Raw genomic sequence first — 26,152 nt, 5'->3', positions numbered from 1 at the left:
GGCCGGCCCTTTGCTTGGTGGCCTGGGTTCTGTCTTTTTCCGATGGCAGCGGAGAGCGGCGCTGTCCATGTCCTTGATTTGTCTGCCGCGCCTTTTTTGCGCGTGGCTTATTCCCTTTTAGGAAAGCACAACATGACTTCACCACATCTATTCAATCTGGAGATCCTCAAATATCCGCGCACGCCGCATCTGCGTGGCTCGCGGCTGCAGGTCGGCGATCAGGCCGACGCCGAGCCTTATGAAGCGCTGGCCGGCCGCCATATCGTGGTCGAGGAAAAGCTGGACGGCGCCAATGCGGCGCTGAGCTTTGGCGCCGACGGCAGCTTGCTGCTGCAGTCGCGCGGCCACTATCTGCAACCCGATCAGATGGGCGGGCGCGAGCGTCAGTTCAACGCCTACAAGCAATGGGCCCGAGCCCATGAAAGTGCGCTGATGGCGCTGCTGGACGATCGCTATGTGATGTATGGCGAATGGTTGTATGCCAAGCACTCTCTGTACTACGACGCCTTGCCGCACTGGTTTTGCGAGTTCGACATCTGGGATCGCTCGGCGCAGCAGTTTCTGGACACGCCGCAGCGCCACGCGCTGCTGGACGGTGTGCCCGTGGTGTCCGTGCCCGTGCTCTATGCGGGCATCGCACCGAGGCGCATGCAGGATTTGCTGGCATTGCTGACACCGTCTCTGGGGCGTAGTGCGCGCTGGCAGGCGGTGTTCGAGGATCAGGTGCAAAGACAGAAGCTGGATCTGCCGCTGGCCTGGCGCCAGACCGACCGATCCGAGCTGGCCGAAGGTCTGTACATCAAGGTCGAGGAGAACGGCCAGACCGTGGAGCGCTACAAGTTCGTGCGCTCCGACTTCGTACAGGTGATCCTGGAGTCGGGCTCGCACCACAGCGAGCGCCCCATCGTCGTCAACGGTCTGCGCGCAGGCGTCGATATCTTTGCCAACAAGATTCAAAAAAGCTGGTGAGGCTTTTACAAAAAGCATTGATAGCTATCAAAACCGTAGTTTCCTGATGAAGCTGCGGTGAAAGGAGAACTTATGTGGAGCTGGAAACAGATCGCGGCCCTGGTGCCGCATTCCGCTCACGACTCGGTGGACTGGGCGGCCTGCCTGGACGCCTTCCCGCAACTGGAGCTGGCCAAGACCACGCCGCAAGACCCGATCTACCATGCCGAAGGCGATGTCTGGACGCATACGCAGATGGTGGTGACCGAGTTGCTGCAGGACGGCGACTATGCAGGGCTCTCCAACGAGGAGCGCGAGACGGTCTTTCTGGCCGCGCTGCTGCACGATGTCGCCAAGTGCTCGACCACGCAGATAGCCGACGACGGCCGCATCTCGCAGCCCGGCCATTCGCGCCGGGGGGCGCTCGATGCGCGGCTCATGCTCTGGGAGGCTGGCGCGCCCGTGGCCCGGCGCGAGGCGGTCTGTCGCCTGATTGCAGTGCATCAGGTGCCATTTTTCGCCTTTGCCGATTCGCGCAGAGGCGTTTCGCCCGAGTTCATGGTCAGAGAGCTGTCCTGGCAGGTCGATCTGCATTTGCTGGTGCTGCTGGCCCGTGCCGATATTCGCGGCCGCATCTGCCCCGATGTGGGCAATGTGCTGGTGAATATCGAACTGTTCAGGGAACTGGCGCTGGAAGAGGGCTGTTTGCGCAAGCCGCGCAGCTTTGCTTCAGCCGAGACGGCAGTGCGCTATTTCCGCGGTGCCGAGTTGCACCCGGACTACGCCTTGCACGAAGAGCCGGGCTCGCGCGTCATCGTCATGTGCGGCCTGCCGGCATCGGGCAAGAACCACTGGGTGGCCCAGCATCATCCGGGCTGGCCCGTGGTATCGTTTGACGATGCGCGCACCGAACTGGGTCTGCGCCACGGCGAGAACGAGGGCGCAGCCGCCCATCATGCCGTGGACAAGGCCAAGAGCCTGCTGCGCGCCAAGGCCGCTTTTGTCTGGAACGCCACGCATCTGTCCAGGCAAATGCGCGGCAAGACGCTGGACCTGTGTCTGGCCTATGGTGCACAGGTGGAGCTGGTGCATCTGGAGGCAAGCAGGTCCACCTTGCTGGCGCGCAACAGCAAGCGCGACACCACGCTCGGCAATGCCGCGTTGCTGGGCATGTTGCACCGATGGGAAGTGCCCTTGCCGACCGAGGCGCATGGGCTGCAACTGCTGGTCAACGAGTAGTTCAAGCCAAAACAAAAAGGGCCTGGAAATTTCCAGGCCCTTTTTTGCCGTGAGATGGCATGTTCAAGGCCGCTGCATGGCTTGTGGGTAGCCCTTGGGGTTGAAGCGTGTCACCAGCAGGCAGACTAGCGCCGCCACTCCGGCCTGATAGAGCCAGCCCGTCATCCAGTTGCCGCTGATCTGGTGCAACTGCGCCATGACCAGAGGGGCCAGTGCGGCGAGGATGAAGCCGCCGCCCTGCATCAGCGAGTTGAGGGCGCCGGCCTGTGTGGGCGAGGGCAGATGGTCCAGCGCCACCAGCATGAAGAGCGAAAAACAGCCGCCCAGACCCAGCCCCAGTACGATGGCATTGAGCGTGGGCATGGCATCGGGCCAGAGCCCGAGGCCGGCAAAGCCGACGATCTGAAGCAGCAAGGCCAGCATGACCCAGGAGCGACGATCCAGGCTGCGGCGCGCGAGAGCGGGCATGGCCAGCGCCGATGCCGCCTGTGCAATCGACACAATGGCCAGCAGCGAGCCGCTTTGCGTGGCCGTCCAGCCGTGGGTTTGATAGAACGGAGCGAGCCAGGCAACGGTGGAGCCATAGCCGCCGTTCATCAGGCCAAAGCTGATCACCAGCAGCCAGGTGCGGCCACGGCGCAGCAGCCAGCCGGTGTTGCTGTCGCTGTCGGCTTGTACCAGGGGCGCGGAGGGCGCAGGGGCAACGGGCTCGCGCATCAGGGTCAGCGCATACCAGGCCAGCGGCAATGCCAGCAACACGGGAATGGCCCAGATGGCCAGCGAAGCCTGCCAGCTCAGACCCAGCTGCATGGCCACGGGCGAGAGCTGGGCGCTGAGTGCGCCGCCGCCCATGAGCGCCGCCGAATACAGGCCCATCATGGGCGCCACATTGTGGGGGGACTGGCGCTTGATGAGCCCCGGCAGAATGCTCTGTGCCAGCGCCACGCCCGCGCCGCACAGGCCGGCCGTGGCGATCAGCAGAGTGCCGGTGGCAGCACCTGCGGGCGTCAGGCGCAGGGCACAGCCCAGGGCAATCAGCAGCAGCGAGGCGCAAATGCTGGCGCGTGCGCCCCAGAGCTGCAGGGCGGCGGGCGCCAGCCAGCCGCCAATGCCCATCAGCGCCATGGGCAGCAGCGTAAGCCAGGAGAAGCTGCGCAAATCCATGCCCGTGGCCTGCTGTATGGTCGGTGCCAAGGGGCCGGGGGCCGTCAGAAAGGGACGCAGATTGATGGTGACCAGCATCACCACCAGCAGCCAGAGCAGCGGCGGCACGCGATGTGTTCGGGAAGATGTCGATGTCATGAAGCTCTGAGGCTGCCAGCGGTGCAGCGCGCCGGTGCGCGCGCCGCTCGTCCTGGGCAGCCCGGTTTGTTGTTATGGTTTTGGCGGCAGCGAGGATCAGGCGGCGGGCCAGGCCTCATCCCCATAGAGTTGGGCTGCGCGGATGCCGGTGTCGATGCGGGTGATTGGCAGCGGCGGCGGCGTCAACGACAGGCGCAGGCGCTGGTAGGTCCCCTCACTGGACAGACCATAGGGTACTGCATCCTGGTTGTCGAAGGCGAAGAACACCTGTTCGGCGCCATTCATGACCAGGGCCGCCAGACACATTGGGCATGGGTGGCCGCTGGCATAGATGGACAGGCCCGCCAGGCTGGGGTTGGCGCGCTGTTGCGTGCCCGCGCGTATGGCCTGCATTTCGGCATGGGTGCTGGGGTCGTGGCTGGCAATGATCTCGTTGACGCCGGTGGCAACGACTTCATTGCCCCGGGCGAGCACGGCGCCGAACGGGCGGCCGCCCTGAAGGCGGTTGGCATGGGCCAGGTCCACGGCCAGGCGCATCAGTTGTTGTGGGGTACCGGAAGTTGGGCTCATGACTCAAAAAGATATGGCGGTGAGCGCCGGATGCTTGATGCATCAGCGTCGCAGCTCTTGTGTTTGAAAAGGGGGGCAGTGCGGCGCCCGGCGCCGTGCAGCGTACACCTGCAGGGCCATGCCGCTACCTGTCTGGAAAGCAAAGCTTATTTGCTCTGAGGACGTTGGCGGCCTATTAGTTCCGCCCAGGCCGAGCAGGCGAGCTCGACCTGCTGGCGTGCCGCCGGGCTGGCGGCCAGCATGCGCGCAAAGCCGTGGACCATGGCCGGCGCGCGCAAAAGCTGCAGCGGTGCGCCCAGGGCCTGGGCTGCATGGGCAAAGGCTTCGGCCTCGTCGCGCAGAATATCGTGGCTGGCCGTCATCAAAAGTGTGGGCGGCAAAGCGGCAATGGCTGCGCTGCAGCAGCCTGGCGTCAGCCATTGCGCGGCCTGGCCCTCGGGCCGGCCCAGCTCCTGCCAGTAGCGCTGCATGGCGGCGGGCGTGAGCCCGAAGCCTGTGGCAAAGCAGCGCATGCTGTCATTGTCCTGATCGGGCTCAAGCGGCGGGTAAAGCAGCAGCAGGCCTGCAATGCGGGCCGCATCAGCTGCTTGCTGAATCTGGCGTACAGCCGCTGCCAGCGCCAGATGGGCGCCAGCGCTATCGCCACCGAGCAGGACCTGGTCGGCCGCAAAAGGCAGCAGCCCGCGCATATCGCTCAGCCACTGCAACACGGCCATCACATCGTCCAGCGGCGCAGGAAAGCGGCTCTCCGGTGTGCGGCGGTAATGCACGGACAGCACCACATGGCCGGTGAACTGGGCCAGATGCTCGCACAGGTCGTCATGGGTGTTGAGATCGCCCACCATCCAGCCGCCGCCATGCAGCCAGACCAGCGTTCGGCCGCTGCCGGTGCCTTGCTTGCGATAGCTGCGCACGCAGATCTCGCGGCCCTCGGCTGCCACGAAATGCTCGGCCCTGGAAATGCCGGGCAGGGCCGAGCGAATCAGCCCGGCCTGCAGCTCGCTGAGAAGGCGCCGGCGCTCCACATAGTCAAGTTGCGGGGTCGGCGTGTCCGCATCGAGCCGGGCAAAGCGCTGCAAGGTGCTTGCCAGGGCCGGATCTATGGGCTGCAGAGGCAGGTCCTGACGGTCGACTGTGCCGCCGTTCATGGCTGCTGGGTCTCAGCCAGCGCCGGTGCGCGATAGACCATGACCTTTAGGCTGCGCTCCTCGTCCACATCGGCAAATACGGCTGGGTTGGCCAGGCGCTCTACGAACTGCAGCTCGGGTGCGATTTCCGCCATCTGCTCGCGCAGAAAGTCGGTGCCGAGTTCGGGGGCGTTCAGGCACAGCAGGACCTGGCCGCCCGGCACCAGCAGATCAGGCAGGCGGCGCATCAGGCGCGCATAGTCCTTGGTGGCGATGAAGCTGCCTTTCTGGTAGCTGGGCGGGTCCACGACGATCAGGTCGTACGGTCCGCTGCGGTTGATCTTGCCCCAGCTGCTGAAAATATCGTGGGCGGCGAAGCTGGCGCCGGCCTTGACGCCGTTGAGCTGATGGTTGTGCTGGCCCGTGGCCAGAGCACCCTTGCTCATGTCCATATTGAGAACCTGGCCCGCGCCGGCCAGCTTGGCCACGACCGAGAACGCGCAGGTGTAGGCAAACAGATTGAGCACCTTCATGCGCGCGGGCCGCTCATGGGCCAGCACCTGCCGGCGCACCCAGTCGCGGCCGGCAGCCATGTCGAGGAACAGGCCGTGGTTCTGCCCGCGTGCGATGTGGATCAGATAGCGGGCGCCGTTTTCTGTGACCACATGAGGCTCGGGCAGCTCGCCGGCCATGACGCGGGTTTCGACCTTGCCGCCGCTCTCACGGCTCTGGAAGGCCCAGGTCAGAGGCTGGCCTGCCGGGGCGATCTGCTGCCAGCGCTGCTCCAGGGCCTGACCGATCTGGCTCAGCTGAATTTCCTCCATGGGGGCAAAGCTGGTCAGCACGATGACGGGCGCAAAAGCATCCAGCGAGATCTGCTCGCAGCCCGGATACCGCCCGCCGCGGCCATGAAAGATGCGCTGGGCATCGGTGGGGAAGGGCATCTGGGCAATGGCGGCTAGCAGGGCTTGCATGGAGAGAGAACAGTCACACGGTCAAACAAGCCGCCAGTGTAGGCATTGCAGCGAGCTCCGGTGGCCAGGGCGGCACATGCCCCTTGCAATAGTTGGCGGCCCGGGCCGCCGCAAATGGCCTTGGGGTTTGCGCCGACCGTGGCTGTTCACTCAGTGGTAGATGCGCCGCACATCGAAAAAACAGCTTTCGGTGCCGCCAATGCCTTGCAGGCCGGCTTCGGCAGCGGCGCGGGCCGCTTTCATCCAGCGCTGGAAGGTGAGCTTGGCGTCGTCGGTGATCTCTTCGGGCGGGGTGTCTTCCAGGCCTTGCACCAGAGACAGTGCTTCGCCGACCTGTTCCTCTCCGCCGAGCTGGCGTGCCAGTACGCGGGCATAGCGTGCCTCGGCTTGATGGCGCTTGTCCTCGGGAAGCTCGGGGTAGTCGCAAAGAGAGACGGTGAAATGGGCTTCTTGCATGTCCGTATATCCACAGTGTTTTGACTGTTTAAATATACAGTAATTAACTGTTTTTTCATCCAGTCTGTGAAAATATTTTGCGGCAGCCGATGGACTGCGTTTTGTAGACTGTGGACATGAGTCACGCTGCTTCATTGCCTTTCCCCGGGCATGCCCTGTTTGTCACGCGCATCGGTGCATGCGGGCTGGCTTGGAATGCCAGTGCCATCTGCGCCGTGCAACTGCCAGAGGCCAGCTGGGGCGAGACCCGGGAGCGCATGTTGCTGGGCCTGTCAAAACGCCATGCGCTGCAGCCGCAGCGCGGGCCTGCGGCCTATGGCGCCGTGACCTCCATATCCGCTGTTCCGGGCTTTGCCGTGCAGGCCATGGCAGGGGTTCAGTGTTTGCTGGCCGGAGTGCATGCGCAGATCGAGCCGGGCTGGGCGCAGCCCGGCGCGGAGGCCGCGGCTTTCGGCGTGCTGGGCGATATGCGGCAGGCCTTCGCGCGTGAGTTGGGCGACGGTCTGCCCGATCTGCAGCAGATTGCGCTCGACGAATTTGCCGTCCCTGCATTTCACAGCCGGGTCTATGCCTTCACGCGCGCGCTGGCACCGGGCCGAACCAGCACCTATGGAGAAGTTGCCGCAGCGCTGGGTGAAACCGGTGCGGCGCGCGCCGTGGGCCAGGCGCTGGGAGCCAATCCATTTGCACCGATTGTTCCCTGTCATCGCGTGCTGGCGGCGGGGCGGGCACCGGGCGGTTTTTCGGGAGGTCAGGGCGCTTTGACCAAGCTGCGCATGCTGGAGATCGAAGGCGGTGCCTGGGGCGGTACGCAGTCGCTGTTTGCCGATTGATGTCGATTGAAGGCGCCGGACGCGCTTCGCCTTGCTGCTGCCGGCAGACCCTGCAAGCCGCGCCAGCATGGGCTCTGCCACCTGCGGGACAGCGCCGACACGCAGGTGACAACACCGGGCCTGAGGCGCCCGCACAATTCATGCAGCTTTTGACGGGCAGGCCTTGCAAGGCACTGCGCACCCGGTTTGAACCTTGAAAACAAAAAGGAGACATGAGAATGACACGTACGGTGCAGCAACTTTTCGATCTCTCGGGCAAGACGGCCCTGGTGACCGGCGGCTCGCGTGGCCTGGGTCTGCAGATGGCGCATGCGCTGGGCGAGGCAGGCGCGAAGATTTTGCTGAGCTCGCGCAAGGCCAAGGATCTGGAAGAGGCCGCAGCCGAGCTCGAGGCCGCAGGCATAGAGGCCGACTGGATTGCCGCCGACTGCTCGGACGAGGCCGACATCGCCCGTCTGGCCAAGGAAGCCGTGCAGCGCCTCGGCCATGTGGACATTCTGATCAACAATGCCGGAGCCAGCTGGGGTGCTCCGGCCGAGGATCACCCGACAGCGGCCTGGGACAAGGTGATGAATCTGAATGTGCGCGGTTATTTTCTGCTGAGCCAGCAGATCGCCCGCCTGTCCATGCTGGAGCGCAAGAGCGGCCGCATCATCAATCTGGCCTCGATCGCCGGCCTGGGCGGCAATCCCACGGGCATGAAGACCATTGCCTACAACACCTCCAAGGGCGCAGTCATCAATTTCACGCGCGCTCTGGCCGGCGAGTGGGGCGAGCACGGCATCACCGTCAACGCCATCTGCCCGGGCTTTTTCAAGACCAAGATGGCGGCCGTGCTGATCGAGACACTGGGCGAGGACGAAATGCGCTCCCATGCCCCGCTGCGCCGCCTGGGCGACGATGAGGATCTCAAGGGGCTGACGCTACTCTACGCCAGCGACGCCGGCAAGCACATCACGGGCCAGTGGATGGCCGTGGATGGCGGCGTGAGCGCTCTGGTCGGCGGTTGATAGTGGCGGATGAAGGGTGAGTCCTGTTTTTGTGCGGCGCAGCATTCTGAGGCTGTCCGCCGCGCTTACATTCACGGTTCAGCTGCTGCGGTCTGCGGCGCATCACTCTTCTGAAAGGTTTCGCGGTGTTGTCATTTGGTCCTGAAATTCCCTTTGTGCATGAGCTGGGCTTCACCCTCCACAAGATGGAGAACGGTGAGTCCGAGCTGCACTTCACACCGCGTCCCGAACATCTGAATTCCTTCGGCATCACCCATGGCGGGGCCTCGATGACGCTGATGGATGTAACCATGGCCGTGGCTGCGCGCAGCGTGGATTTCGATCTGGGCGTGGTCACCATCGAGATGAAAACCTCGTTCATGCAGGCGGCCAACGGCCCGCTGGTGGGCAAGGGCGTGCTGCTGCATCGCACCGGCACCATGGCTTTTACCGAAGGCCGCATCTACGATGCACAGGGCCGACTCTGCGTCCATGCCACGGGCACCTTCAAGTACATGAAGCGCAGGCCTGCGGCCGAAGGCGGATTGCAAGCCCTGCCCACGGATTGAGTACGGATCGGTTGCTCTGTTTTTATGAGCGGCTGTCGCTTTCCCTATTGTTGTTTTGTGTGCTATCAGCTTCAAGTGCGAGGTATATCAAGCGCTTGCAGCTATGAAATCTGAAGTTCAAACAGGAGACGAAACATGACGGTCAATCAGCAAATCCTTCTGGACAACCGCCCCCAGGGCGAGGCGGTTGAGAGCAATTTCAAGCTGGTGCAGTCGCCGCTGCCAGCCGTGGGCGAGGGCCAGGTGCTGGTGCGCCACCACTATCTGAGCCTGGACCCTTACATGCGCGGCCGCATGAACGACTCCAAGAGCTATGCCCAGCCTCAGCCACTGGGCGAGGTCATGCAGGGCGGCACGGTGGGCGAGATTGTCGAGAGCCGCCACCCCAAGTTCAAGGCCGGAGACAAGGTGGTCGGCATGGGCGGATGGCAGGAATACTCGCTGCTTGACCCCAGCGTGCCCGGAGCACTGCGCAAGGTCGACACCACCCATGTGCCGCTGTCCTACTATCTGGGCGCCGTGGGCATGCCGGGCGTGACGGCCTGGTATGGCCTGGTCAAGATCATCAATCCCAAGGCTGGTGAAACCATGGTCGTCAGCGCTGCCACCGGTGCCGTGGGCAGCGCCTTTGTGGCGCTGGCCAAGGCGCGTGGCTGCCGCGTGGTGGGCATTGCGGGTGGTGCCGAGAAATGCCGCTACGCCGTGCATGAGCTGGGCTTTGATGCCTGCATCGATTACCGCGAGCACCCCGATGTCAAGACCATGGCCAAGGCCTTGAAGGATGCTTGCCCCAATGGTATCGACGGCTATTTCGAGAACGTGGGCGGCTATATCTTCGATGCCGTGCTGCTGCGCACCAATGCCTTTGCACGCGTGGCCCTGTGCGGAATGATTGCCGGCTATGACGGCCAGCCCCTGCCGCTGGCCAACCCGGCGTTGCTGCTGGTCAACCGCATCAAGCTCGAAGGTTTTATCGTCAGCGAGCACATGGAAGTCTGGGGCGAGGCCCTGACCGAGCTGGGCGGCCTGGTGGCAGCCGGCAAGCTCAAGCCGCGCGAGACGATTTCCCAAGGTCTGGCCTCGGCACCCGGCGCGTTTCTGGGCCTGCTCAAGGGCAAGAACTTCGGCAAGCAGCTGGTGAAGTTGGTTTAACCCCCCTGAGGCGCTGCGTGCCTTCCCCTAGCCGGGCGCCCCCTTTCTCTACGCGCTGCGCGCTAGGGAAGGGGGACGACAGCCTCGCTGCGGGGCGGCGCGGCCGGCATAGGCCCTTGCTTGCTGTCCCTTGGTTGCGCCGCGCCGGTTTCGAGTGAGGCGACGCATCCGAGCTGCATCCAAATACATACGGAGACAAGAATGATCACGAATTTCGCGGGAAAGACGGCGGTTCTGACGGGGGCCGGCTCGGGCTTCGGGCTGGAGTGCGCGCGCATCGGAGCTGCCAGAGGCATGAATCTGGTGCTGGTCGATGTGCAGCAGGAGGCGCTGGACAAGGCCGAGGCCGAGCTCAAGGCCGCCGGTGCCAAGGTGCTGGCGCGCAAGGTTGATGTCTCGGATGCGGCGCAGATGGAAAGACTGGCTGCCGAAGTCAAGGAAACCTTTGGTGCGCCGCACTTTGTCTTCAACAACGCGGGCGTTGGCGCGGGCGGCCTGGTCTGGGAAAACACTGTTGCCGACTGGCAATGGGTGCTGGGCGTCAATGTCTGGGGCGTGATCCATGGCGTGCGTCTGTTCACGCCCATGATGCTGGAGGCCGCCAAGGCCGATCCCGCCTATGAAGGTCATATCGTCAACACTGCCAGCATGGCGGGTCTGCTGGCGCCGCCGAACATGGGCATCTACAACGTCAGCAAGCACGCGGTGGTGTCGCTGACCGAGACGCTGTACCAGGATCTGGCCCTGGTCTCGGACCAGGTCAGCGCCAGTCTGCTCTGCCCCTTCTTCGTGCCCACGGGCATAGGTCACAGCGAGCGCAATCGTCCCCAGGGCCTGGAGGCGCAGCCTTTGACGGCCAGCCAGAAGATAGGCCAGGCCATGACCGACAAGGCCGTGGGCTCGGGCAAGGTCACGGCGACCGAGGTGGCGCAGAAGGTGTTCGATGCCATGGCCTCGGGCCAGTTTTATATCTACAGCCATCCGCAGGCCTTGGGCTCGGTGCAGGTGCGCCTGGAAGATGTGGTTCAGGGCCGCAACCCCACGGATCCGTTTGCGCACAAGCCCGAACTGGGCGTGAGCCTCAAGGCAGCGCTGCGCGCCGGCTGAGCGTGCGTGAGGGGGGTGAAAAAGCCTTGCCGAAGCGGCAAGGCTTTTTTCATGGTGCGGCCGGAGCCTGAATACCGAGCTCGGCCTCGGTGGCAGGGCGCACCAGGCGCAGCAGCAAGGCATTGCCCTTGCCCATATCGGGCACGGCCTGCAGAGTCTCGGTGTTGACCGCCCAGGCCTGCTGGGCCGAGAGGCCGGAGAGGCTGCTGGATTTGTCCACCTGGGCGTAGTTGTAGGTGTTCAGGCGCTGGGCATTCACGGCAGCCGTACCCGTCCAGTGCCAGTCGCGTGGCGCATTGGGAAAGAGTTCCGGGTTCAGACCCTGGGGCTTGCTGCTGCGGTCCAGCAGGCGCTTGAGTTCATTGACGCGCGGCAGGCGCCAGCGCAGATTTTCGGCCTTGCTGCGCTCTGCGGCATGGGTCATGGCCTGCTTGTAGCTGAAGACCTCGGCCTGGCCGCTGCAAGCCTTGCCATTCCAGCTCATGCCCTCGGCGCAGCGCGGCCAGGCCAGCCTGGCGCGCGTGTCTATCACCATGTTTCCATCCGGCGAGAGCTGAAAGGCCGGGGCAGCGGGCGCGGGCTGCGCACCGGTAGGTCCAGCCGCCAAGCATAGCGATAGCGCGGCGAGTGTGATGGGCAGCGAAAAGGGCAGACGTGGGAAGGAGCTTGCAGCAGTCACGGCGAGAGCAGGGAAGGGTAGTTGAGCCCATTGTGCTTGTCGTCCATGCGGTCATGGCTTGGATGACCGGGTCTAAAGCCTCGTAATTGAGGGCTTAGGCACAGGCAGTGCGAGGCTGACCGGCGTGAGCCTGCACCGCCATGCAGGAAACCGGCGCTTGTTCAGCACATAAATCAAGTTACCACGACAATCACACCCCTATGCAAGCTTCTGTTTCCCTGCGTCTGGTTCTGATCCTGGGCCTGTTGTCGGCCATCGGGCCTTTCGCCATCGATATGTATCTGCCGGCCTTGCCCCAGATCGGCGCCAGCCTGGATGCCCAGGTCGGGGCCGTGCAGGCCAGTCTGACCGCGTTCTTTCTCTCCATTGGTATGGGCCAGCTGCTCTATGGGCCGGTCTCCGACATGCTGGGCCGCAAGCCGCCGCTGTACTTTGGTCTGACGGTCTTTGCCGCCGCCAGCGTGGGATGTGCGCTGGCTCCCAATATCGAGACCCTGGTGGCGTTTCGCTTTGTGCAGGGCCTGGGCGCTGCGGCCTGCATGGCCGTGCCGCGTGCCGTGGTGCGCGATCTGCATACCGGCCACGCGGCCGCACGCATGATGTCGCTGCTGATGCTGGTGTTCAGCGTCTCGCCGATTCTGGCGCCCCTGGCCGGCAGCGGCGTGATTGCCCTGGCCGGCTGGCGTGCCGTGTTCTGGGTGGTGGCGGCCGCAGCCGTGCTGGGCCTGGTTGCCACGTGGCGCGGCGTGGAGGAGACCCGCACCGCCGAGGCGCGGCTGGACAGCAGTCTGGGCGGCGCACTCAAGGCCTATCTGATCCTGCTGCGTGACTGGCATTACCTGGGCCTGGTGTTCATCGGCGGCTGCGCCATGGCGGGCTTTTTTGTCTACCTGGCGGGCTCGCCCTTTGTGCTCATCAACTACTACGGTCTCTCATCCACCCAGTACAGCATGGCGTTCGCGCTGAACTCCATCGCCTTCATCGGTGCGGCGCAGCTGACGGGGCGGCTGGGCCAGCGCTTTGGTCTGGTCAATGTGGTCAAGGCCGCGGCTTCTGCCTCGGGCCTGACCATGGCCGCATTGCTGGTCTATTACCTGCTGGGCGGCGAGCAGCTGACGGTGCTGATCGTGCTGTACTTCATCGCCAGTGCCTTCATGGGCCTGGTGATTCCCACGACCTCGGTGCTGGCCCTGGAAGAGCATGGCGAGATTGCCGGTACGGCCTCGGCCTTGCTGGGCACGCTGCAGATGCTGAGCGGCGCGGCGGCCATGCAGATCGTGGGGCATTTTTCCAACGGCAAGCCCCTGCCCATGGTGGTCGGTATGGCGACCGGAGCCCTGGTGGGCGTGACGCTGACCTGGATCACGCTGGGCCGTGTGCACCGAGTCGCCCATGACTGAAAGCACTGCTCAAGCCTCCCCTGCCTACGACGGCCTGCCTGACGGTGCGCGTGGCCGCGCCATGCTGGTCATCATTCTGGGTCTGACGCTGTCGGTGCTGGACAGCAGCATCGTCAATCTGGCCTTGCCCGCCATTGCGCGCGAGCTGCAGGCCAGCTCGGCCCTGACGCTATGGGTGGTCAACGCCTATCAGCTGGCCGGCCTGGTGCTGCTGCTGCCGCTGGCAGCCCTGGGCGAGCGCCTGGGTTATCGGCGCATCTATCTGCTCGGTATGACGGTGTTTGTCATTGCCTCGGTGGCGGCCACGCTGGCCAGCTCGCTGAGCACGCTGATTGCGGCGCGCGTGTTTCAAGGCATGGGTGCGGCCGGCATCATGAGCGTCAATGCGGCGCTGGTGCGGCTGACCTATCCCCGTGCCATGCTGGGGCGCGGCATGGCCATCAACTCGCTGGTGGTGGCGACCTCGTCCATGGCCGGGCCTTCGGTGGCCGCAGCCATCCTGTCGGTCGCCAGCTGGCCCTGGCTGTTTGCCATCAATGTGCCGCTGGGCCTGATGACCTTGTGGATGGGGCGCAAGGCGTTGCCGGCCAACCCCGTGGTGCGCAAGGATGGCGAGCCGATAGCGGCGCTTGACGTATTGCTCAATATTCTGATGTTCACCCTGCTTTTTCTGGGCGGTGAGCAACTGGGCGTGCGCATGGGGCAGGATCAGGGCGCCGCGGGCAGCTCGCTGATGCCTTCGGGCTGGTGGCTGCTGGGCGCCGGGCTGGTGGTCGGCTACGTCTATCTGCGCCGCCAGTGGCACAAGGCAGCTCCGCTGTTCCCTGTCGATCTGATGCGCATTCCCGTGTTCCGGCTGTCGATGTGCGGCTCGGTCTCTGCCTTCTGCGCGCAGATGCTGTCCTATCTGGCCCTGCCGTTCCTGCTGCTGGAGGCGCGCGGTCTGTCACCCATGGAGGCCGGCATGCTGATCACGGCCTGGCCGCTGGCCACCGTGCTGACGGCTCCGGTGGCCGGGCGCCTGATCGGCAAGTATCCCGACGGACTGCTGGGCGGCATCGGCATGGCCATGTTTGCCTGCGGACTGTGGCTGCTGGCGGCCATGCCGGTCGATGTGGCGCACTGGGACATGGTCTGGCGCATGCTGCTGGCGGGCAGTGGCTTCGCGCTCTACCAGTCTCCCAACAATCACACCATCGTCACCTCGGCCCCCATGTCGCGCAGCGGTGCAGCGGGCGGCATGCTGAGTTCTGCCCGCATGACCGGGCAGACGCTGGGTGCTGTGGTGCTGGCCACCATCTTTGCCATCTCGGGCGGGCATGGTGGCAATGCTGAACTGCTGGCGCTGGCTGTGGCCGGCGGTTTTGCAGCGCTGGCCGGAGTTTTCAGCATCTTGCGCGTACGCCCGGGCAAGTCGCAGCATTGATTTGGCAGCAAAAGCGGCTTCTGTCCTGATATTGAGAGCGCAGCCAGTTGCCGATTTCGGGGTTTTGCGGGCTCTGGCTCTAGTCCGTTATGACGAGGAGCCTTGCTGCCAAGGTTTTCTACAGTGATGTCACCAAGCCGATGGAGCAGCATGTCTTGCATGCCTGTGTGACAGAGGAATGGCAAGCGGGTGATTGCCGGCATGTCATCGCGCTCCCGGCTGCTTTACATTTTATTAATATTGTCGGCGCACAATGTTGACAAGTTCCTTAGTTCAGACCGTTCCACGTATGAAGATTGACCAGCCCGCTTCGCCGAGACCGCGCCGAGAGGCGCATTTTTCTTGCCTCCCCGGGGCAGGCCGGCAGGGTCTTCGCCAGCAGCGCTGGACGCTGGCTGTGGGCGCCATGCTGATCGCTGCAGCGCTGGCGGGATGCTCCAAGCCCGAGGCGGAGCAAAAAGGCCCGCCCAAGTCCGAGCCCAAGGTCGGCGTTGTTACCTTGCAGTCGCAAAGTCAGCAGCTGGATGCCAGCCTGCCGGGGCGCACCCGTGCCTTCATGACGGCCGAAGTGCGCCCCCAGGTCTCGGGCATCATTCAGCAGCGCCTGTTCACCGAAGGTGCTCTGGTCAAACAGGGCCAGCAGCTCTATCAGATCGACGCCGCATCGTTGAAGGCTGCCGAGGCCAGCGCCGCGGCCGCCGTGGCCAAGGCCGAAGCCAGCCAGCGCACGCTGGCGGCAACGGCGCGGCGCAATGCCGAGCTGGTCAAGATCGACGCGATCAGCAAGCAGGCCTTCGACGAAAGCCAGGCGGCGGCGGCTCAGTCCGCATCGGATGTAGCCGTGGCCAAGGCGAATCTGGAAACCGCACGCATCAATCTCAAGTACAGCCGAATCGAAGCCCCTATCGGCGGCCGCATCGCACTGTCTGCCGTCACGCCCGGTGCGCTGGTCACGGCCAATCAGGCCACGGCGCTCACTACCATCGTGCGGCTGGACCCCATGTATGTGGACTTCACCCAGTCCAGCACCGATCTGATGCAGCTCAAGCGCGATCTGGATTCCGGCCGCTACCAGAAGGTGGAAGGCAACAAGATTCCCGTGCGCATCCAGCTCGACGACGGCAGCGACTACCCGCATCAGGGCAAGCTGGCCTTTGCGGGCGTGATCGTCAACGACACCACCGGCACGCTGACCCTGCGCGCCGAGGTGCCCAATCCCGACGGCATGCTCATGCCCGGCATGTATGTGAAGGCCTTGCTGCCGACGGCTCTGGCGCCCGATGCCTTGCTGGTGCCGCAGCAGTCGGTGACCCGCGATCTGACCGGCCGTGCCAATGTCATGGTCGTCAAGGACGGCGATGTGGTTGAAAAGCGGGATGTGGAACTGGATCGTGCCGTGGGCGCTTTCTGGTTGCTCAAGACGGGCCTGAATGCCGGCGAGCGTGTGATGGTGGATGGCTTTCAGCGCATCAAGCCCGGCGACAAGGTCCAGGCCATGGAAGTGGATCTGAAGGCCAAGGCCGAGCGCAAGAGCCAGCGGGGCGAGCCGCCCGTGCAGGCCGCTGCCGATGCACCTGCCAAGAAGTAAGCAAGGCAGGCGACACACATGGCTCAGTTCTTCATCAACCGGCCCATCTTTGCGTGGGTCATCGCCATCATCATCATGCTGGCCGGGGCTTTGTCGATCAAGCTGCTGCCGCTGGAGCAGTACCCCGAGATCGCTCCACCCCGCGTGACCATCGGCGCCCAGTACACGGGTGCTTCGGCCGAGACGGTCGAAAACTCGGTGACGCAGATCATCGAGCAGCAGATCAAGGGCATCGACAACATGCTCTATATGAGCTCGACCAGCAATGCCTCCGGTCAGGCTCGCATTACCCTGACCTTTGCTCCGGGCACCAATGTCGACGTGGCGCAGGTGCAGGTGCAAAACAAGATTCAGGGCGCGGTCAACCGCCTGCCGGACTCCGTGAAGACGCGCGGCGTCTTCATCAACAAGGGCGGCCAGGATTTTCTGGTCACCTACAGCTTTTATTCCCCCGATGAGGATGTGACCGCCGTGGACATCGGCGATTACATCAACAGCAATCTGGTGGACATCATCGGTCGCATCGAAGGCGTCGGCGACATCAACGTCTTCGGCACGCCGTACGCGATGCGCATCTGGATGGACCCCGCCAAGATGGAGAAATACGGGCTGATTCCCTCCGATCTGAGCAGCGCGCTCAACGCGCAGAATGCCCAGGTCTCGGCGGGTCAGCTGGGGGCCTTGCCTGCGGTGCAGAACCAGCAGCTGAACGCGACCATTACGGCGCGTACCAAGCTCAAGACCGTGGAGCAGTTCGAGGACATCGTGCTCAAGTCTTCGAATGACGGCTCTGTCGTCACCATCAAGGACGTGGCCCGGGTGGAACTGGGGGCCGACAATCTGTCCATTCAGGCCAAGCTCAATGGCATGCCGGGCGCAGGCATGGGCATTATCCTGGCCGATGGTGCCAACGCCATGGCGGTGTCGGATGCAGTGGCGGCCAAGCTGGCCGAGCTCAAGCCCTTCTTCCCCAATCAGATCGACTATTTCGTGAGCTCGGACTCCACGCCCTTTGTGCGGGCATCGATCAGCGAAGTGGTGCATGCGCTGGGCGAGGCCATGGTGCTGGTGGTGATCGTGATGTTCGTGTTCCTGCAGAACTTCCGTGCCACGCTGATCCCCGCCATTGCCGTGCCGGTCGTGCTGCTGGGCACCTTCGGCGTGCTGTCCGTCGCGGGCTTCTCCATCAATACCCTGACCATGTTCGCCATGGTGCTGGCCATCGGCCTGCTGGTGGACGATGCCATCGTGGTGGTCGAGAACGTGGAGCGGGTGATGCACGAGACGGGCAAGTCTCCCAAGGAGGCAACGCGCCAGTCCATGAAGGAGATCACGCCCGCGCTGGTCGGCATCGGGGTCACGCTGTCGGCGGTGTTCGTGCCCATGGCCTTCTTTGGCGGCTCGACCGGCGTGATCTATCGCCAGTTCTCCATCACCATCGTGGCGGCCATGGCGCTGTCCGTGTTCGTAGCCCTGACGCTGACACCGGCGCTGTGTGCGACGCTTCTCAAGGCACCGGATCGCAGCCATGGCGACGGCCATGAGCGAGCCATACGCTCCGGAGTGCTGGGCATCAACGACCGGTTCTTCCGCTGGTTCAATCGTAATTTCGATGCCGCGGCCAATCGTTACCAGGGCACGGTGGCGTTCAGCCTGGGTCGGGCCAAGCGCATGATGCTGATCTTCCTGGCCGTGCTGGCCGCGGTCTGGCTGCTGATGGCCAAGCTGCCCACCTCGTTTCTGCCCGATGAGGACCAGGGCTTTGTCTATGTCAACGTCAATCTGCCTTCCGGCGCTTCGGACGCCCGTCTGCAGGAAGTGCTGGACCAGGTGCGCGAGTACCTGGCCAAGCAGCCGGATGTGATCAGCTTCAACCAGGTTTCCGGTCTCAACGGCGACCAGAGTTCGGCGCGCGGCTTCATTCGTCTGAAACCCTGGAGCATGCGTCCGCTGCCTTCGCAATCGGCCGCAGCCATTGCGAACAAGGCGACCAGGGAGCTGGCCAGCATCCGCGATGCACGCGTGCAGGTGGTGCTGCCACCGGCAGTGCGCGGCCTGGGTTCGAGTTCGGGCTACAACTTCATGATCAAGGACATCAATGGCGTCGGCCACGAGGCCTTGCTTGCCGCGCGTGATCAGGTGCTTGGCGAAATGCGCGCCAACAATCTGCTGACGGCCGTGCGCACGACCAATCTGGAAGATGCCAGCGAGCTGCGCGTGGATGTGGATGACCGCAAGGCTGCCGCGCTGGGGCTGGCGTACAGCGACATCAACAGCGTGCTCTCCAGCGCCATGGGTGGCACCTATGTGAACGACTTCTTGAACAATGGTCGCGTCAAGCGTGTCTACATCATGGGCGATGCCCAGTACCGCATGCTGCCCACCGATATTGCCAAATGGACGGTGCGCAACAACAAGGGCGAGATGGTGCCGTTTGGCGCTTTCTCCAGAACCTACTGGGCCTATGGCTCGCCTCAGCTGCTGCGGTACAACGGCAGCCCGGCCTATGAGTTCGAAGGCCGTGCCGCAGCCGGCATCAGCTCGGGTACCGCCATGCAGACGGTGGAAGACATCTTGAAGAAGCTGCCCAATGGCATCTCCTACGAATGGACGGGGGCGTCCTTGCAGGAGCGCCAGTCCGGTGCGCAGGCGCCCATGCTGTATGCCATCTCGATTCTGTTCGTCTTCCTGTGCCTGGCCGCACTGTATGAAAGCTGGACGGTGCCGCTGTCGGTGATGCTGGCCGTGCCGCTGGGCGTGGTGGGCGCGCTGCTGGCGACCTATACGCGTGGCCTGACCAACGACGTGTACTTCCAGGTCGGCCTGCTCACCACCGTGGGTCTTGCGGCAAAGAACGCGATCCTGATCGTGGAGTTTGCAGTGCAGCTGCAGGAGCAGGGCAAGAAGCTGTTCGACGCCACGGTGGAAGCCGTGCGTCTGCGTCTGCGTCCCATCCTGATGACTTCTCTGGCCTTCGGTTTCGGCGTGATTCCGCTGGCCATCGGCACCGGCGCTGGCGCCGGTGGTCGCAATGCCATCGGCACGGCCGTGCTGGGCGGCATGGTGGCATCGACGGTGCTGGGTATCTTCCTCGTGCCGGTGTTCTTCCTGCTGGTGCGCAGCTGGTTCAAGAGCCGCTCGCGCAGCGATGAGACGGCTGACGTCAACAAGGAGAGCGCAGCATGAGGCGCCCGAGCATGAGATTTTCGACCATGGCGGCCGCCGCAGTGACGGCCTTGCTGGCGGGCTGCAATCTGGCCCCGGCCTATAAAACGCCTGATCTGGCCGTGCCCGAGACCGTGTCCGGCAACGCCTTGCCGGCCCAGGCCAGCGAGGCGGCGCTGCAGCAGGCCCAGGCGCTGCAATGGTTGCAGTCCCCCCAGTTGCGCGAGGTGGTGGCGCTGGCGCTGAGCAACAATCGCGATCTGCGCGTCGCGCTGGAAAACATCGAGAAGGCCCGGGCCCAGTACGGCATCACGAGAGCCGATCTGCTGCCGGGCATCACGGCCCAGGCACAGAGCAATCGCACGCGCACCGCAGGGGATCTGACGACGGCAGGGCGCTCCAGCGTCAGCGAGCAATACACGGCCCAGTTGGGCTTCGCCAGCTACGAGCTGGACCTGTGGGGGCGCATCCGCAATCTGAGCGAAGCCTCGTTGCAGCAGTTTCTGCAAAGCCAGGACAACCGGCGCAATGTGCAAATCGGTCTGGTGGCCGATGTCGCCAATGCCTGGCTGACGCTGGCGGCCGATCAGGCGCGTCTGCAGCTGGCCAGGGACACGCTGGACAGCCGCATCAAGGCTTTTGAGCTGACGCGGCGCATGCATGAGCTGGGCTCGACCTCCGGTTTGGTGCTGGCACAGAACCAGACCACGGTCGATACGGCACGCGGTGACGTGGCCAGCTACACCTCCCAGGTCGACAGGGATCGCAATGCCCTGCAACTGCTGGTAGGCGGTCCGGTGCCTGCACAGCTGCTGCCCAATGCCCAGACCCTGACGAGCGCGACAGACACGGCGGCGCTCAAGGTCGTTCCCGTACCTCTGCCCTCATCGGTGCTGCTCAAGCGTCCGGATGTGCAGGCGGCGGAGCGCAATCTGCAGGCCATGAATGCCAATATCGGCGCTGCAAGGGCGGCGCTTTTTCCCAGCATCACGCTCACCGGCAGTGTCGGTACCGGCAGCAATGAGCTGGACCGTCTGTTCGGCAACAACAACGGCACCTGGAGTTTCATCCCTCTGGTCAAGCTGCCGATTTTTGATGGCGGCCGCAACCGCGCCAATGTACAGGTGGCCGAAAGCAATCAGCGCATTGCGCTGAGTCAGTACGAGAAGTCAGTGCAAACCGCCTTCAAGGAGGTGGCGGATGTGCTGGCCGACCGCGCCCAGTGGGATGAGCGGCTGGCCGCCCAGACCAGCATGGTGGCCAATACCCAAAAAGCCTTCGATTTGTCGAATGCTCGCTTCAAGGCCGGTGTGGACAACTATCTGACGGTGCTGGATGCGCAGCGCAGCCTCTATACCGCGCAGCAGACCCTGATAGGCCTGCGCCTGTCGGAGCAGCTCAACCGCGTGACCCTGTGGAAGGCACTGGGCGGGGAAGAGGCCGCACAGCAGGGGTGATGGGTGAGCTGTCGCTCCATAGAAAAAGCCGCAGCCTGAAAGGCTGCGGCTTTTTTGATAGCTGCTAACGCTTTACCAGAAAGCGATTGAGCGGGATTTCATTGAAATTTCGGCGCGCCAACACTCAAGGTCAAGGCATCTTGAACAGCAAGGTCACCTGGAGCCGGAACAGGGTTCCGGCATTCATGGGCACTTCGGGATGGATGACGGTGTTGTTCATCATGGCCAACCACAGCGGTGCAAGCAGCAATTCCGGGTGTTGAACCAGCTCCGGAGCCTTGAGTTCGCCGCGTTTGGCGGCCAGCTGCGCGAGCCGGGTGAAATGCTCGAGCAAGGCATCGTGCACGTAGCGACGATACATCTGCGCCAGCAGTGGAAACTCCAGGCCTTCGGCGACGACCAGCCTGGCCGTGGCGGAGCGGCCGCTGCTGTCGATGACCTCTGCCGCGGCGCCCACGGTGCGCAGCAGATACTCTCCCACGGATTCATGCTCGTGCATGGGGCTGGACTGCAAGGCCACGGCTGCCGAAGCGATATGTGTCTGGATGACGGCTTCGAACAGGGCTTCCTTGCTGTCGAAATAGCGAAACAGCGTGACCTTGGACAGTCCTGCGCGCTGTGCAACCGAAGCCGTGGTGCCACGCGCATAGCCGTGTTCCAGAAATTCTGCAAACGCGGCCGCCACGATGGAGCGGCGTGTGGCCTGGGTCTTTTGCGGACTGGGGCCGCGTGGCGTGCGCTTGGGACGTGCGGTGTCTGGTTCAATCATGGACGCAAGAACTGGTGAAGTCGCAGACTATGCCTGCTTGGGAGCGCGCATCAGGGAAAAGCATGCGCGAGCAATGATGGCACATTTATACAACCCGATTCGAAGGCTCCATTCTTGCCTTTGTATGGAGCCTATCCTGCCCGGAATGATGCGGGCAAACCCTTGTTTTTCTAAAAAATGCCCAATGCCAGCCCCGTGGCCAGTGATTGGCCCAATTCTTCGCAGCGCTGCAAATCGGCGGCCGGAATCTGTTTGGGGGCGAGTATGGCCTCCGGCGTCTGGGCATGGGTGCAGATGATGAGCGGTTCTGCCACGGCCTTCAGGCGCCAGCCGGTGGCAATGCGTTCCATCTGCCTTGCTGCGTTATGACCGTCGCTGCCGGCGCAGACCAAGCTGGCATAGGGGCGGCCCTGTATCCGATCGAGCACGCCGTAATAGCTTCGATCGAAGAAGTCCTTCATCAGACCGCTGATGGCGGCCAGATTCTCCGGCGTGGCAAACAGATAGCCCTGAGCTTGCAGCAGGTCTTGCGGGCCGGCCTGGGAGGCATGCAGCACGCGGACCTCGACGGATTCCTCCTGCCGGGCGCCGGTGCTGGCCGCTTCAACCATCTGGAGTGTACCGCCAGTCAGCGAGTGGTAGACGATCAGCAGAGTCGTGCGTTGTGACATGGTTGCTTTATTGCCGGTGGACAAACCGCAGGCGCTTGCAGGCAGGAATAACCGGGTAGAGCGCTGTGGTTCTGCTTGATTGTTGCTAAAAAGATACGGGTTGTCGTGGTTTGTGATGCGGCCTGAATGGGACTAAGCTCCGACAAATATTGACATTTGTCAATTTTGCGACCTGAGCTTGCTCTTGATTTTGCAGCGCTTTGTATTGGATATACAAGCTTATGCCTATGATTTGATCTAAATCTAGACGCAATCATGCCAAGGCTTTCAGGGTAATCACTTGGTGTGAATGTTCTTTGGATGTAGGTTTGCTCCTACAAACTATGTCGCTCCTCATGTTGGCTCATGGTGCCGCAGCCTTTGTTGCAAGGTGCCACTGTCGACTGGAGCTACCTCGCAACTCAGGAATCTTGTGTCTTTTGCATGTCGCAATTCGCAACTCAGCCAGTGATGAAAGTGCGTAAACCCTGGTTGGCGCTGCTGGCATTGGGTTTTGGAATTGCCTGCGGCAGTTTGGGGGGCTGGATGCTCCATCAACGCCAGGAGTCGCGCATGCAACAGCGCTTGCAGCTCAGTGCCGATATGGCGACGCGAGCTCTGGAGCAACGCCTGGGCAGCTATGACCGTCTGCTCGTCAGGCTCGCCGAGCAAATGGCTGGCAATGCGGATGCGGGCCAGCAGGTGTTTGCCCAGCATGCCCATGCTCTGCTCAGCCAGGATAATCTGGTGGGACTGCAGGCCCTGAGTCTGACCCGTGCAGTGACTGCGGAGCAGCACACCGATCTTGCGCGTGATTCACAGGCCTTCGAGGTTTCCTACGTCTGGCCGTTGATAGGCAACGAGGCACTGGCGGGAAGCAACGCGCGTCAGCCGGCGGCGGCATTTCAATCCTTGATGCAGGCGTGGAACTCTCGTCAGATGTCGATGTCGGCTCCATTTCGCTTTCTGCAACTGCCCGATAGCCCCAAGGGCGTGGTGTTGCGGGCTCCGTTGTGGGCTGCGGCAGAGGAGGGCGGCGGCGCCGCGATCGGGAAATCTTCCGGAAAGCCGCTCGGGACGCTCAATGCCCGGATCCGTCTGGGCGAATTTGCGAGGGGGCTGGTTCCGGCCAACCTCTACCCTCAGGTCGCCTTCAAGCTGGTGGATCTCAGTCCAGTCGACCCATCGCCAAAGGCCGGTGGGGACCACAAGAGACTGACCACGCCGCTGTCGATGCTTGCCGGTGGTTCGGAGATTTTGTTCACTGGCGCACTGTGGGCGGAGGCGGAAACCCATCCTGAATTTGCCTTGATCAAGCCGCTGGAGCGGCAGATACAGGTGTATGACCGCATCTGGTCGCTGCAGTTCAAGCCCGCGCTCAGCACTCAGAGAAGGTTTGAGAGGTATTTGCCCTGGCTGGTATTGGGCCTGGGTCTGCTGGCAGGGCTGGTGCTGGCTGCCTGGGTCTCGGGCTGGTGGCAAAGCCGCTGGAGCTGGAGCCGGCGCCTCAAGTTCAGTGCTCAGGCAAGGCAGGAGAGTGATGCGCGCTTTCATGCCATGTGCGAGCAGGCTGCCATGGGCGTGCTCGAGCTTGATATCGCCACGCGCAGCGTACTCAAGGTCAACCAGCATTTCTGTCAGTTGCTGGGCTATGAGGCCCAGGAAATTCACAGACGCAGCGTGCTGGAGCTGGTCATGCCCGAAGACCAGGCGCACTGTGCGCAACTGCTTGAAGGACTGGACTTGCAGCAGTTCCAGCACAGCGCGGGCGAATTCTGTCTGCGTTCCAAGGAGGGCGCGCCAGTCTGGGTTGAACTCAATGCGTTTCTGACCGGACGTCATGAATCGCGGCGCCTGCAGGTGCTGGTGCAGGACATCAGTGGGCGCAAGCGCCTTGAGCAGATGGAGCGGCTGGGTCATCAGCAGTTGCGCAATCTCATGCAAAGACTTCCGGTGGGTCTGGTCATGGAGGATCTGGATGGGCGCCTGGTCTACTGGAACGAAGAATTTCTGCGTCTGGCAGGTCATGGGGGCAAGCCCGGCGTATCAACCCAGCAGTGGTGGGAGCGCATGTTCCCCGATGCCGCCGAGCGTGAGCGCGTCATCCAGCGCTGGGAAGTCGCCAAGGCTCAGGCCCGCCGGACGTTGCAGCTGCGCCAATCCGAGCGTGTCGACGATGTGCAGGCTCAGTGGGACGAGCTCGCCACCGAGGCGTCGGCCTGCACGGTGTCTGCGCAGACATTGATGCTCAGGGGGGTAGACAGTCTGCGCCGCCCGGTCGCGGTCAGTGCCGTGTTACAAGCCGAAGGGTGCTTGATGGTGCTGCAGGATCAGAGCCAGCGCATGGCGGCCGAGCAGGAGGTCCGCCGTCTGGCCTTCTACGACGCCTTGACCGGCCTGCCCAACCGGCGCCTGCTGGCTGATCGGCTGCAACAGGCTCTGGCCGTGGCGCAACGCAAGGCCCATTTTGGTGGTGTGGTGCTGCTGGATATCGACAACTTCAAAGCCTTCAACGAGACCTATGGCCTGGATCAGGGCGATTTGCTGCTGCAGTCGATGAGTCAGCGTATCCGTGGTCTGCTTCCTTCAGGGGCCACGATTGCTCGTCAGGGCGGCGATGATTTTGTGCTGCTGATCGAGGACCTTGGCAGCGATTCCGTGGCGGCTGCCGCCAGGCTGGAGCAGCAGGCCGACCAGTGGCTGAGCCGCTTGCGTGAGCCCATAGAGATCGGCGGTATTCCGCGCTCCATCACCGTCAGCATGGGCCTGAGCCTGTTTGGCGAGCCAGAACTGACGGGTGAAGAAGTACAGCGCCGCGCTGAAATGGCCATGTACCAGGCCAAGAGCCAGGGGCGCAATGTCAGTTGCTTCTTCGACCCCCAGCTGCAATCGGCGCTGCAGGAGCGTCGTACGCTTGAGCAGGATATGCGTGCCGGTCTGCAGGCCGGTGAATTCGAGCTGTTCTATCAACCCCAGGTGGAGATGGGCAAGGTGATTGGCGCCGAAGGTCTGCTGCGCTGGAAGCATCCTGAGAAAGGCTTTGTCCCCCCTGCGCATTTCATTCCGCTGGCCGAGGAAACAGGCGTCATCCTGCCCCTGGGCGACTGGGTGCTGCAGGCCGCCTGCCGGCAACTGGCGAAATGGGCCAAGCACCCCCGTTATGCGCAACTGGTGCTCTCGGTCAACGTCAGTCCCAAGCAGTTCCATCAGAGCGGATTTGTCGAGCAGGTGCTCAAGGCGCTGGCCGAGCATGGAGCCGATGCGCGTCGGCTCAAGCTGGAGCTGACCGAAGGCATGCTGGTCTCCGATGTGGACGACACCATCGCCAAGATGATGCGTCTGAAGTCCTACGGCATCGGATTCTCGCTGGACGACTTTGGTACCGGCTATTCCTCGCTGTCCTATCTGAAAAGGCTGCCGCTGGACCAGCTCAAGATCGACCGCAGTTTTGTGCGTGACGTGCTGACCGATCCCAATGACGCAGCCATTGCCCGCACCATTGTGGCTCTGGCCAAGAGCCTGAGTCTGCATGTGATCGCCGAAGGCGTGGAGACCCAGGCGCAGTGCCGTTTTCTCGAAGGCATACGCTGTTATGCGTGGCAGGGGTATCTGATGAGCCCGCCCGTGCCGGTCAGCGAGTTCGAGAGCCTGGTCACCAATGGCAATGTGCCGGGATCTCCGACGCCGGCTCTCAGTCCGGTGTCCATGCGTTGAGGCGGTTCATGCTCTCTACAATGCCCGCATTTCGCTGT

21 protein-coding genes are annotated in these 26,152 nt (G+C 63.3%); 13 read left to right on the top strand and 8 right to left on the bottom strand.

What is annotated here, in order from left to right:
* Nucleotides 1-132: 132 nt before the first annotated feature.
* Both CTR2_RS15620 and CTR2_RS15615 read left to right on the top strand, forming a co-directional pair.
* Nucleotides 133-969: an RNA ligase family protein gene (locus tag CTR2_RS15620; protein ID WP_087082853.1), complete on the top strand. Its 837-nt coding sequence runs from the start codon at nt 133-135 to the stop codon at nt 967-969.
* A gap of 72 nt (nt 970-1,041) precedes the next feature.
* Nucleotides 1,042-2,187 carry an AAA family ATPase gene (locus tag CTR2_RS15615; RefSeq protein ID WP_087082855.1) on the top strand — a complete coding sequence of 382 codons (1,146 nt, stop codon included), beginning with the start codon at nt 1,042-1,044 and terminating at the stop codon, nt 2,185-2,187.
* Nucleotides 2,188-2,250: 63 nt separating this feature from the next.
* Here CTR2_RS15615 and CTR2_RS15610 read toward each other — a convergent pair whose 3' ends face one another.
* The 5 genes from CTR2_RS15610 to CTR2_RS15590 form a co-directional block, all read right to left on the bottom strand.
* A complete protein-coding gene (locus CTR2_RS15610; protein ID WP_087082857.1) occupies nt 2,251-3,489 on the bottom strand; it encodes a cyanate transporter in 1,239 nt (412 codons plus the stop codon).
* 96 nt (nt 3,490-3,585) lie between these two features.
* The gene (locus CTR2_RS15605) at nt 3,586-4,026 is read right to left on the bottom strand and encodes a nucleoside deaminase (RefSeq protein ID WP_087082859.1); all 441 of its coding nucleotides are present in this window, start codon (nt 4,024-4,026) and stop codon (nt 3,586-3,588) included.
* Nucleotides 4,027-4,205: 179 nt separating this feature from the next.
* Entirely contained in the window at nt 4,206-5,207 is a 1,002-nt protein-coding gene (locus CTR2_RS15600; protein ID WP_087082861.1) for an alpha/beta hydrolase fold domain-containing protein, read from the bottom strand.
* A complete protein-coding gene (locus CTR2_RS15595) occupies nt 5,204-6,160 on the bottom strand; it encodes a class I SAM-dependent methyltransferase (protein ID WP_087082863.1) in 957 nt (318 codons plus the stop codon). The genes CTR2_RS15600 and CTR2_RS15595 overlap by 4 nt, the downstream gene beginning before the upstream one ends.
* Before the next feature lie 150 nt (nt 6,161-6,310).
* Complete coding sequence (locus CTR2_RS15590) at nt 6,311-6,616, bottom strand: hypothetical protein (RefSeq protein ID WP_043003708.1); 306 nt, start codon at nt 6,614-6,616, stop codon at nt 6,311-6,313.
* 116 nt (nt 6,617-6,732) lie between these two features.
* Here CTR2_RS15590 and CTR2_RS15585 point away from each other — a divergent pair, with 116 nt between their 5' ends.
* The 5 genes from CTR2_RS15585 to CTR2_RS15565 all read left to right on the top strand — a co-directional run bounded on the left by CTR2_RS15585 (nt 6,733) and on the right by CTR2_RS15565 (nt 11,266).
* On the top strand, nt 6,733-7,449 hold the full coding sequence (locus tag CTR2_RS15585) for a methylated-DNA--[protein]-cysteine S-methyltransferase (RefSeq protein ID WP_087082865.1): 717 nt from the start codon (nt 6,733-6,735) through the stop codon (nt 7,447-7,449).
* 218 nt (nt 7,450-7,667) lie between these two features.
* Nucleotides 7,668-8,459, top strand: coding sequence for an SDR family oxidoreductase (locus tag CTR2_RS15580; RefSeq protein ID WP_087082867.1), 792 nt, complete (start codon nt 7,668-7,670; stop codon nt 8,457-8,459).
* Nucleotides 8,460-8,584: 125 nt separating this feature from the next.
* The gene (locus tag CTR2_RS15575; RefSeq protein WP_012838708.1) at nt 8,585-9,007 is read left to right on the top strand and encodes a PaaI family thioesterase; all 423 of its coding nucleotides are present in this window, start codon (nt 8,585-8,587) and stop codon (nt 9,005-9,007) included.
* Between the two features lie 135 nt (nt 9,008-9,142).
* A complete protein-coding gene (locus CTR2_RS15570; RefSeq protein WP_087082869.1) occupies nt 9,143-10,159 on the top strand; it encodes an NADP-dependent oxidoreductase in 1,017 nt (338 codons plus the stop codon).
* Between the two features lie 201 nt (nt 10,160-10,360).
* Nucleotides 10,361-11,266, top strand: a complete 906-nt coding sequence (locus CTR2_RS15565; protein ID WP_087082871.1) for an SDR family oxidoreductase — start codon at nt 10,361-10,363, stop codon at nt 11,264-11,266.
* A gap of 49 nt (nt 11,267-11,315) precedes the next feature.
* On the opposite strand, the gene CTR2_RS15560 is transcribed toward CTR2_RS15565, so the two are convergent.
* Nucleotides 11,316-11,801, bottom strand: a complete 486-nt coding sequence (locus CTR2_RS15560; protein ID WP_087082873.1) for an Lcl C-terminal domain-containing protein — start codon at nt 11,799-11,801, stop codon at nt 11,316-11,318.
* Between the two features lie 344 nt (nt 11,802-12,145).
* Between CTR2_RS15560 and CTR2_RS15555 the strand changes: the two genes are divergently transcribed.
* The 5 genes from CTR2_RS15555 to CTR2_RS15535 all read left to right on the top strand — a co-directional run bounded on the left by CTR2_RS15555 (nt 12,146) and on the right by CTR2_RS15535 (nt 20,981).
* Nucleotides 12,146-13,345 (top strand): multidrug effflux MFS transporter, encoded by a 1,200-nt coding sequence (locus CTR2_RS15555; RefSeq protein WP_087082875.1) that lies wholly within the window; start codon nt 12,146-12,148, stop codon nt 13,343-13,345.
* The gene (locus CTR2_RS15550) at nt 13,338-14,771 is read left to right on the top strand and encodes an MFS transporter (RefSeq protein WP_087082877.1); all 1,434 of its coding nucleotides are present in this window, start codon (nt 13,338-13,340) and stop codon (nt 14,769-14,771) included. Before CTR2_RS15555 ends, CTR2_RS15550 begins: the two co-directional genes overlap by 8 nt.
* Nucleotides 14,772-15,060: 289 nt before the next feature.
* Entirely contained in the window at nt 15,061-16,359 is a 1,299-nt protein-coding gene (locus tag CTR2_RS15545; RefSeq protein ID WP_087082879.1) for an efflux RND transporter periplasmic adaptor subunit, read from the top strand.
* Nucleotides 16,360-16,377: 18 nt separating this feature from the next.
* Nucleotides 16,378-19,545, top strand: a complete 3,168-nt coding sequence (locus CTR2_RS15540; protein ID WP_087082881.1) for an efflux RND transporter permease subunit — start codon at nt 16,378-16,380, stop codon at nt 19,543-19,545.
* Nucleotides 19,542-20,981, top strand: a complete 1,440-nt coding sequence (locus tag CTR2_RS15535; protein WP_087082883.1) for an efflux transporter outer membrane subunit — start codon at nt 19,542-19,544, stop codon at nt 20,979-20,981. Before CTR2_RS15540 ends, CTR2_RS15535 begins: the two co-directional genes overlap by 4 nt.
* A 130-nt stretch (nt 20,982-21,111) precedes the next feature.
* On the opposite strand, the gene CTR2_RS15530 is transcribed toward CTR2_RS15535, so the two are convergent.
* Together CTR2_RS15530 and CTR2_RS15525 are read right to left on the bottom strand one after the other, a co-directional pair.
* The gene (locus CTR2_RS15530) at nt 21,112-21,750 is read right to left on the bottom strand and encodes a TetR/AcrR family transcriptional regulator (protein WP_003075989.1); all 639 of its coding nucleotides are present in this window, start codon (nt 21,748-21,750) and stop codon (nt 21,112-21,114) included.
* 170 nt (nt 21,751-21,920) lie between these two features.
* Nucleotides 21,921-22,421 (bottom strand): flavodoxin family protein, encoded by a 501-nt coding sequence (locus tag CTR2_RS15525; RefSeq protein ID WP_034380827.1) that lies wholly within the window; start codon nt 22,419-22,421, stop codon nt 21,921-21,923.
* A gap of 552 nt (nt 22,422-22,973) precedes the next feature.
* Here CTR2_RS15525 and CTR2_RS15520 point away from each other — a divergent pair.
* Nucleotides 22,974-26,114, top strand: coding sequence for a bifunctional diguanylate cyclase/phosphodiesterase (locus tag CTR2_RS15520; protein WP_087084558.1), 3,141 nt, complete (start codon nt 22,974-22,976; stop codon nt 26,112-26,114).
* Nucleotides 26,115-26,152 lie beyond the last annotated feature (38 nt).

This window comes from Comamonas thiooxydans (assembly GCF_002157685.2).
GTDB lineage: Bacteria > Pseudomonadota > Gammaproteobacteria > Burkholderiales > Burkholderiaceae_C > Comamonas > Comamonas testosteroni_H.
This window is presented reverse-complemented; position numbering and strand designations above follow the sequence as displayed.

Excerpts from the sequence above, each read along its gene's own strand:
- CTR2_RS15580 (WP_087082867.1), top strand. The coding sequence starts at position 7,668 with ATGACACGTACGGTGCAGCAACTTTTCGATCTCTCGGGCAAGACGGCC.
- CTR2_RS15550 (WP_087082877.1), top strand. The coding sequence starts at position 13,338 with ATGACTGAAAGCACTGCTCAAGCCTCCCCTGCCTACGACGGCCTGCCT.
- CTR2_RS15590 (WP_043003708.1), bottom strand. The coding sequence starts at position 6,616 with ATGCAAGAAGCCCATTTCACCGTCTCTCTTTGCGACTACCCCGAGCTT.
- CTR2_RS15530 (WP_003075989.1), bottom strand. The coding sequence starts at position 21,750 with ATGATTGAACCAGACACCGCACGTCCCAAGCGCACGCCACGCGGCCCC.
- CTR2_RS15620 (WP_087082853.1), top strand. The coding sequence starts at position 133 with ATGACTTCACCACATCTATTCAATCTGGAGATCCTCAAATATCCGCGC.
- CTR2_RS15535 (WP_087082883.1), top strand. The coding sequence starts at position 19,542 with ATGAGGCGCCCGAGCATGAGATTTTCGACCATGGCGGCCGCCGCAGTG.
- CTR2_RS15615 (WP_087082855.1), top strand. The coding sequence starts at position 1,042 with ATGTGGAGCTGGAAACAGATCGCGGCCCTGGTGCCGCATTCCGCTCAC.
- CTR2_RS15585 (WP_087082865.1), top strand. The coding sequence starts at position 6,733 with ATGAGTCACGCTGCTTCATTGCCTTTCCCCGGGCATGCCCTGTTTGTC.
- CTR2_RS15570 (WP_087082869.1), top strand. The coding sequence starts at position 9,143 with ATGACGGTCAATCAGCAAATCCTTCTGGACAACCGCCCCCAGGGCGAG.
- CTR2_RS15610 (WP_087082857.1), bottom strand. The coding sequence starts at position 3,489 with ATGACATCGACATCTTCCCGAACACATCGCGTGCCGCCGCTGCTCTGG.
- CTR2_RS15525 (WP_034380827.1), bottom strand. The coding sequence starts at position 22,421 with ATGTCACAACGCACGACTCTGCTGATCGTCTACCACTCGCTGACTGGC.
- CTR2_RS15565 (WP_087082871.1), top strand. The coding sequence starts at position 10,361 with ATGATCACGAATTTCGCGGGAAAGACGGCGGTTCTGACGGGGGCCGGC.
- CTR2_RS15555 (WP_087082875.1), top strand. The coding sequence starts at position 12,146 with ATGCAAGCTTCTGTTTCCCTGCGTCTGGTTCTGATCCTGGGCCTGTTG.
- CTR2_RS15540 (WP_087082881.1), top strand. The coding sequence starts at position 16,378 with ATGGCTCAGTTCTTCATCAACCGGCCCATCTTTGCGTGGGTCATCGCC.
- CTR2_RS15605 (WP_087082859.1), bottom strand. The coding sequence starts at position 4,026 with ATGCGCCTGGCCGTGGACCTGGCCCATGCCAACCGCCTTCAGGGCGGC.
- CTR2_RS15520 (WP_087084558.1), top strand. The coding sequence starts at position 22,974 with ATGCAACAGCGCTTGCAGCTCAGTGCCGATATGGCGACGCGAGCTCTG.
- CTR2_RS15595 (WP_087082863.1), bottom strand. The coding sequence starts at position 6,160 with ATGCAAGCCCTGCTAGCCGCCATTGCCCAGATGCCCTTCCCCACCGAT.
- CTR2_RS15545 (WP_087082879.1), top strand. The coding sequence starts at position 15,061 with ATGAAGATTGACCAGCCCGCTTCGCCGAGACCGCGCCGAGAGGCGCAT.
- CTR2_RS15560 (WP_087082873.1), bottom strand. The coding sequence starts at position 11,801 with ATGGTGATAGACACGCGCGCCAGGCTGGCCTGGCCGCGCTGCGCCGAG.
- CTR2_RS15600 (WP_087082861.1), bottom strand. The coding sequence starts at position 5,207 with ATGAACGGCGGCACAGTCGACCGTCAGGACCTGCCTCTGCAGCCCATA.